Here is a 6999-nt window from a genome sequence, read left to right as displayed (position 1 = left end):
TGCTAAGTATAAGGGCAACTAAGCCTCTGTCTTCGCCTCCCGGCTCGCCAATCGGCAAGTTTTCTTTATACGTTAGTATGATCAATTGGCTGACCTGGAGCCTTCTCGACGTTGCAGCCAATTGAAGGATCTAAGTATAAGGGCAACTAAGCCTCTGTCTTCGCCTCTCGGCTCGCCAATCGGCAAGTTTTCTTTATTAAACGGTTGTATCTTTTGGTGATTGCTTGCTTTTCTTGGTTCAATTTTGTTTTTAATATCGTGTTTTTGTATTCTAAGCGTTTTAAAGCTAATTCGGTATAGCTGATGGCTTTTTCTATATCTTTATATTGATGTTCTAATAATTTAGCCGCTTCAATGCATATATCCGGGTCCATATCTTCTTCTGCCAGCGCTTCATACAGCGACAAGGATTCATCATTCCGCCCAACCCTTTTATAAAGGGCTGCCAGCTCTTTCATTGCTTTTTTGGCATATAATGTCTTTGTATGAAGAAGGCTTTCAAATACTAAAATGGCTTGGCGGTCATTGCCAATATAACGATGCCACTTGCCGATTTGATACACTTCATAATCGTGAATGCCTGAACTGTTAAAGTGCAAAATTTTCTTTGATAAGTGGATATAGAGTGTTACCAGCGTTTTAATATCATCCGCATTATGTTTGAGAACCCCTTCAATGAGCGAAGCCTTGGGCTGCTTTAAAAATTGAAAGTATAAAAACGGCGCCATATGCCCTGGGACATCATCCTGCCGTTTGATATTTAATATATTCTGTTCAATCGCCTCGAGCCGAACCGAAGACAATTGATCCTTCCACAGCCGCCTTGACGCATGCAATAAATCGAAGTGTCCAAAAGCGGGAAGCGCAGGCACACGCTCTTTGACAAACTGATGTCGTGTTTTCACTCTGGGCCAATCAAATGCTTTTCCATTGTATGTGACGAGATTTTTAAGATCGGGACAATCTAATAAAAAATAATAATAAAAAGCCGCTTCATGTCCCGGGCCCGGCAAAAAATACTGCTTTAGAACTAATTTATCATCAGTTATCCTTGCCGTGCCGATCAGAAATATCATATGCCCGGCCCCAGCGCCAAGCCCTGTTGTTTCCGTATCAAAAAACAATAAGTCGCCTATTTTTCTGCCGGCGGAAGACAAAGGATGGCTCATGTTCGATTTTTGCCAATCACAAAGGACATCCCCTAATTCTCCAAATGAATAGGGACCGTGACTCTCGTTCAAATCAAACGTTTCCGTTCTAATTAATACAAACTGATCGTCGAACGTCCTTATCTTCGCATTAAGGCGCTCTGCAGCTGATTCTAATTCCTTCTGATAACGGTCATTGGCATCTAAGGGCCGGGCGCTGCTCTCACTCTTTTGGTCGGCCTCTTCCCGGCTAAGGTGCTTTTTATATCTTGCTAATTGCTTTTTTAATGACACAAGCCTTCACCCTTCATTGCTGTTAAAAGAGACACAATGACCCTTTTATTCATGATTTCGCCGCTGTCCATGGTGCCGATGCAAGACGGACATCCTGATTCGCAAGGACAGCGTTCAATCATAACTTTTACTTCATTGAGCATTTCCGGCATCATATCATATAATTTCTCACTTAACCCAATGCCGCCGGGATATTTATCATAAACAAAGATGGTCGGCTTTTCATTATGCGGTGCCTTTATTTTTGGCACAACCTGCAAATCGACAGGATCACACATGACAAAAAGCGGTGCCGCATGCTTTAAAATATGGCTGATGCCGAGCAATGCTTGTTCAAAGGCTTCCTTCCCATATTCCTGTATCATGTCATTCGAGAAGCTGATCCACGCCGCGTTTGTATGCATTTCTTCTTCCGGTAATCGAATCGGTCCCCAGCCAATATTCTCATGCGTTTCAAAACGGATTTTCTTAAACAATGTCGCCATCGCTCTGACCGTAACCTCGCCAAAAGCCGTTTCAAACCGTTCGCCATCCTGTTGCCTTATTTTATCAATTTCCAAAACATCCATCTGAACAGCCAAATGAGCATCTGTATAATAATTGACATCTACTTGCCGGACATAAGCCTTTTTCTCTGGCCAATCAAGCTTTTCAACTTGATATTGCTCCCCTTGATGCAAATAGATCGCTTCCTCATGAAGCATCGTCATGGCGCTGAAACGATCCATCTCTCCGATAACCTTGACATTTGCCTGCTCGGTTTGATCTATGATGACGACATTTTCCTGCGAAGCTGAACGAAGGCTGATATTCGTTGCCGGGAAAGCATCATTCATCCAAAACCATTTGCCCGATTGAAAGTGCAAGACATCTTCATCACTTAAAAAGGTGCAAATATCTTCAATTTCAATCCCGTCAAATGTCTCATCTTCCCGAAACGGCAATTCATACGCTGCGCATTTAATATGATCGACAAGTATAATCAAATTGTCTGGGTTAATGCGCGCTTCTTCAGGATTCCGCTCAAAGAAATAATCCGGATGCTGTATAATATATTGATCCAATGGACTCGATGAAGCAACCAGCAGGATAACCGCTTCGTCCTGCCGCCTTCCCGCACGCCCTGCCTGCTGCCAAGTGCTCGCGACAGAACCGGGATAGCCTGTCATAATACATACTTGAAGCTGTCCGATATCAACGCCTAACTCTAACGCATTCGTACTGACAACACCCATTATCTCGCCGTTTCGCAGCCCTTTTTCTATACTGCGCCGTTCTGAAGGCAAATAGCCTCCGCGGTAAGCGCGGATTTTCGATCTTTCCGCGCGCCCTGTATTGATAGATTGTAAATAGCTTAATAATAACTCAACCCTGACACGGCTTCTGGCAAATACAATCGTTTGAATATCATTCTTTAAAAAGTCTTTAGCCAATTCCTTTACCTCAAGGGTCGCGCTTCGTCTAACATTTAAAGGCTTATTTACAATAGGAGGGTTGTAAAAAGCAAAATGTTTTCTGACAGATGGAGCGCCGTTCCGATCAATTAAGTGCATCTTTCTCCCAGTTAATGCCTCAGCGTGTTCTTTTGGGTTAGCGATTGTTGCTGACGTGCAAATAAAAACAGGATGACTGCCGTAATATTGGCAAATCCGTTTCAACCGGCGGATCACATTCGCTACATGGCTGCCAAAAACCCCGCGATACGTATGCAATTCATCGATGATAATATAATGAAGATTTTCGAATAACGATACCCACTTTGTATGATGAGGCAAAATAGCCGAATGAAGCATATCAGGGTTTGTAATCACGATTTGCCCGGCTTGGCGGATTTTATGCCTGATTTGGCTTGGTGTATCTCCATCATAAGTATAACTTTTTAGAGACACACCCATTTCATCGATCATTTCGTTCATTTCGCTTTTTTGGTCTTGCGCAAGCGCCTTGGTTGGAAACATATACAAAGCTCTTCTCGTATTGTCTTCTAATAATCCTTGCAGAACAGGTAAGTTGTAACAAAAAGTCTTTCCTGAAGCGGTCGGCGTAACAGCGACAAAATCTTTCCCGCTTTGCGCAGTCTTAAAGGCTTCTGTCTGATGACAATACAATGATTCAATGCCTCTTTCTCTTAGAGCATTAATCAGCCGCTCGTCCATTTCGTCAGGAAACGGCGCCGTAAGAGCTTTGCGCTCGGGAATTGTATGCCAATGAACAATATTTTCGTTTGTTTTTAAGTGTGAAATAAGGTCTGACATTGTTTGCCTGACTTTCATTCCTATCCCCTTCGTTTAAATCAAGTTATTTTAGTTTCTCATATATGGATTGAAAATCTGTTGCAGGCTGTTCGCATTGAAATTGCCGACAAAGAAAATAGGTGGTTCGTCCATCAATCGTCTTATAGTCTTTAAGAAAAGCAATGTCTTCTTTTAACTGTTCAGCCTCTCCTGCGGTGATCACAACTTCAGGAAGCAGCATACTGTTGAGTTTTCGCAAGGCTTGATGATACGCTTCTTCATCTTTCCCTTTAAATATGACGAGCTCTTTCGGCTGCGATTGGATAAATAAATGAGCCGTTAAAAACTGCGCATAGCCCATTGGATAAGCATTGATCCGGTTCGAAAAAGCAGCCAGCAGCCGGTTGGCGTAAGTTTCATAACCAGTTTCGCCCAGCCTTCGAGACAGCTTCATTAACATTAAAGCCGCGACACTGTTTCCAGAAGGAATTGCACCATCGTATACTTCTTTCGGTCTTAAAATAAGTTCATCAGCATCTTTGCTGTAAAGGTAGAAGCCATCATTTTTTTCATCCCAGAAGTTGGACAGCATATGATCTGTCCACTGCTTCATTTTTTCTAAATAGCCAAAATCATAAGTGGCTTCATAAAGAGCATCGCAAGCCCATATGAAAAAGGCGTAATCATCAAGATAACCTTTAAATTTCACATCTCCGTCACGGTATCTAGCCATCAAATGGCCGTCCTTAATCATATGCTCTTCAATAAAAGAAAAGGCTTTTTCAGCAGTTAATAAGTATGACTCATTGTTAAACACCCGGGCAGCTTTAGCTAAAGCGGCAATCATGAGCCCGTTCCATGAGGTTAAAATTTTATCATCTTTATGTGGATGAACGCGTTTGCTTCTATGTTCAAGAAGCTTGCTTTTCGCATTATTTAATTGTGTTTTCAATTGGCCGGCTTCCATTTGATAACGCTCAGCCAGCGGAATTAATGACGTATTGATTAAGTTAGGAATATTACGCCCTTCAAAATTTCCTTCGTCTGTGATTCCATAGGCATCGCAAAAAAGCTCTCCGCTGTCATCACCAAGAATATCAATAATTTCTTGCTTATCCCAAAGATAATACTTGCCTTCAACACCTTCAGAATCAGCATCTTCCGCACAATAAAAGCCGCCTTGACTATCTTTAAGTTCACGCGTCACATACTCGTAAATCTCTTCGACAATCCTTTGATATCTGTTACTGCCGGCAACTTGATAAGCTTCTGTATAAGCCATCATCAGAAGCGCTTGGTCATAGAGCATTTTCTCAAAATGGGGAACCAGCCATTTTTCATCAACCGAATATCTCGAAAAGCCGCCGCCGATGTGATCATAAATGCCGCCGTCCGCCATGGAATCAAGCGTTCTGATCACCATCTCCATCGCTTCATCGTCTTCCTTCCAGCGATGATATCTTAATAAATACATTAATTGATGCGGGGAAGGAAATTTCGGCGCTTGGCCAAATCCGCCAAACCTCGGATCAAAGGTTTGTGAAAAATGTTCAAAACACTTGTCAAGAATCCCTTCTGATATAGGCGTTTCACTTCTTGGTTGTTCCGACAGCGTTCTAACAATCTGCGAACTGATTTCTGTCATTTTCTCCGGATTATCATAATATTGCTGTTTAAGAGATAATAAAACATCTTTAAATCCCGGACGCCCGTACATGCTTTCTTTCGGAAAATAAGTGCCGGCATAAAACGGTTTCTGATCAGGTGTTAAAAAAACATTAAGCGGCCATCCGCCTTGTCCTGTTAAGGCTTGACAAACCGTCATGTAAATTGCATCTATATCAGGCCTTTCCTCTCTATCGACCTTAATTGATATGTATGATTCATTAAGAATCGCCGCGACTTCTTCGTCTTCAAAAGATTCATGGGCCATAACGTGACACCAGTGGCAAGTGGAGTTTTTCACCTATCCATAACTAGGAATAGCCGATAGACACAAAGACAGGTTTGCCCTCCCTTTGAGCTTTTTGAAATGCCTCAGGTGACCATTCATACCAGTCAACCGGTTGATGAGCATGTTGCAAAAGATAAGGCGACTTTGAATGAATCAGCCTATTTGTATGTTTGCGGTTACGGTTAAAATAATGATTATCATTGTTAAACATATTGAACAACTCCTCTTATTAAATATCTAAATCAAACTTTATTTTTGTGAACGGGTGTCTAAGCCGTATAGGATTTTATAAAGTTGATTTAAAGCCATTAAAAGATAACAATTGTTATTGTACTACACATTAACCCCCGATTAAAAATTTGCGCCGATTGCAGTTTTAAATCAGTATTTTTTGTTTCTTCCAAAATGGATTTTATTTCATAAGTCCCTTTTTAGTTAATTGGCAGATTTAACCGATTAATCAGAGACATATCGAAATCAGGTGAATATTTAATACGAAAAGCGTATGGTGTTATGTCAATAAAGTAGACACAAATTTATATTGTTTTTCACTACCGCGCTATCGCTTGGTGGCCTCTTCATCCAGTACAGAAAAAATTTCTGTACTGGATGAAGAGGAATTTTAATGTCTTTTTCGTTTAACCCACAAACTGCTTAAGGTACATATGTTCGTATTCAGAGGTGAGTAATACCCATTTGCAGAGTGAATTCTTTTTGAATTATAGAACACCTCAAGGTACTCAAATATTTCTTTTTCTAGTTTCGTATTTTGTTAGATAAATAGAATTTCTATAAACTGGAAGCGAGTGTTTTGAGTTTGTGGTCGCTTTATACTTTTTAACTGTCCTTGAACGTAGACCTTCTTTTTTCATGATTCTCGTGACTGTTTTTTGTGAAATGGGTGTTCCTTTTCTTTCAAGGTCGTCTTTGGCAATTGCGGTAAATATTTAGTAATAAATTCTTGTTCATATTTCTTTTTCCAATTATGAATTGTATTTGGACTAATATCTAATTCTCTAGCCGTTTGTGCAGCCGATTTGTTTTGATCGATCATCATTTGCACGGTGCTTTTCTTAAATTCTTTATCAAATTTTTTTCTCATTGTAGACACCTCATTATTATTAGTTACTATTATAATCTGTGTCTACTTTTGAGTCTAACATCACCTTTTTATGAAAATTTTTAAAACAAAAAAGAAATAATCCCGTGTGCGGTGAACACTACAAGGATTATTTTTAGTAGCTTATAGTCTAGATCTATAACATACGGCATATTAAGGTGGACCCCATTGTCAAGACACTAATTTTAAATTTTTAAGGTGGGTTGATCTATTTTCAGACCGGCTGTGTAATAAGAGTATGAGGTACTC

General features: G+C 40.4%; 3 protein-coding genes and 3 pseudogenes. All 6 read right to left on the bottom strand.

Annotation, left to right across the window (positions count from 1 at the left end; all coding sequences use genetic code 11):
* Positions 1 to 146: 146 nt before the first annotated feature.
* Complete coding sequence (locus JOD45_RS16040) at positions 147 to 1442, bottom strand: ribonuclease H-like domain-containing protein (protein WP_205004914.1); 1296 nt, start codon at positions 1440 to 1442, stop codon at positions 147 to 149.
* On the bottom strand, positions 1433 to 3715 hold the full coding sequence (locus JOD45_RS16035; RefSeq protein ID WP_205004913.1) for a DEAD/DEAH box helicase: 2283 nt from the start codon (positions 3713 to 3715) through the stop codon (positions 1433 to 1435). Before JOD45_RS16035 ends, JOD45_RS16040 begins: the two co-directional genes overlap by 10 nt.
* A gap of 25 nt (positions 3716 to 3740) precedes the next feature.
* Positions 3741 to 5841: pseudogene (locus tag JOD45_RS16030) on the bottom strand (thioredoxin domain-containing protein).
* A 411-nt stretch (positions 5842 to 6252) separates the two neighbouring features.
* Positions 6253 to 6412, bottom strand: a pseudogene (locus JOD45_RS17020) (hypothetical protein); the annotation flags it as partial.
* Between the two features lie 3 nt (positions 6413 to 6415).
* Positions 6416 to 6532, bottom strand: a pseudogene (locus tag JOD45_RS17015) (IS3 family transposase); the annotation flags it as partial.
* Positions 6499 to 6732, bottom strand: a complete 234-nt coding sequence (locus JOD45_RS16015) for a transposase (RefSeq protein WP_205004910.1) — start codon at positions 6730 to 6732, stop codon at positions 6499 to 6501. The pseudogene JOD45_RS17015 and the gene JOD45_RS16015, both read right to left, overlap by 34 nt.
* Positions 6733 to 6999 lie beyond the last annotated feature (267 nt).

The organism is Scopulibacillus daqui, assembly GCF_016908855.1.
Lineage (GTDB): Bacteria > Bacillota > Bacilli > Bacillales > Sporolactobacillaceae > Scopulibacillus_A > Scopulibacillus_A daqui.
Note: the sequence above shows the minus strand (reverse complement) of the source record. Positions and strands in the feature narration are given on the sequence as shown.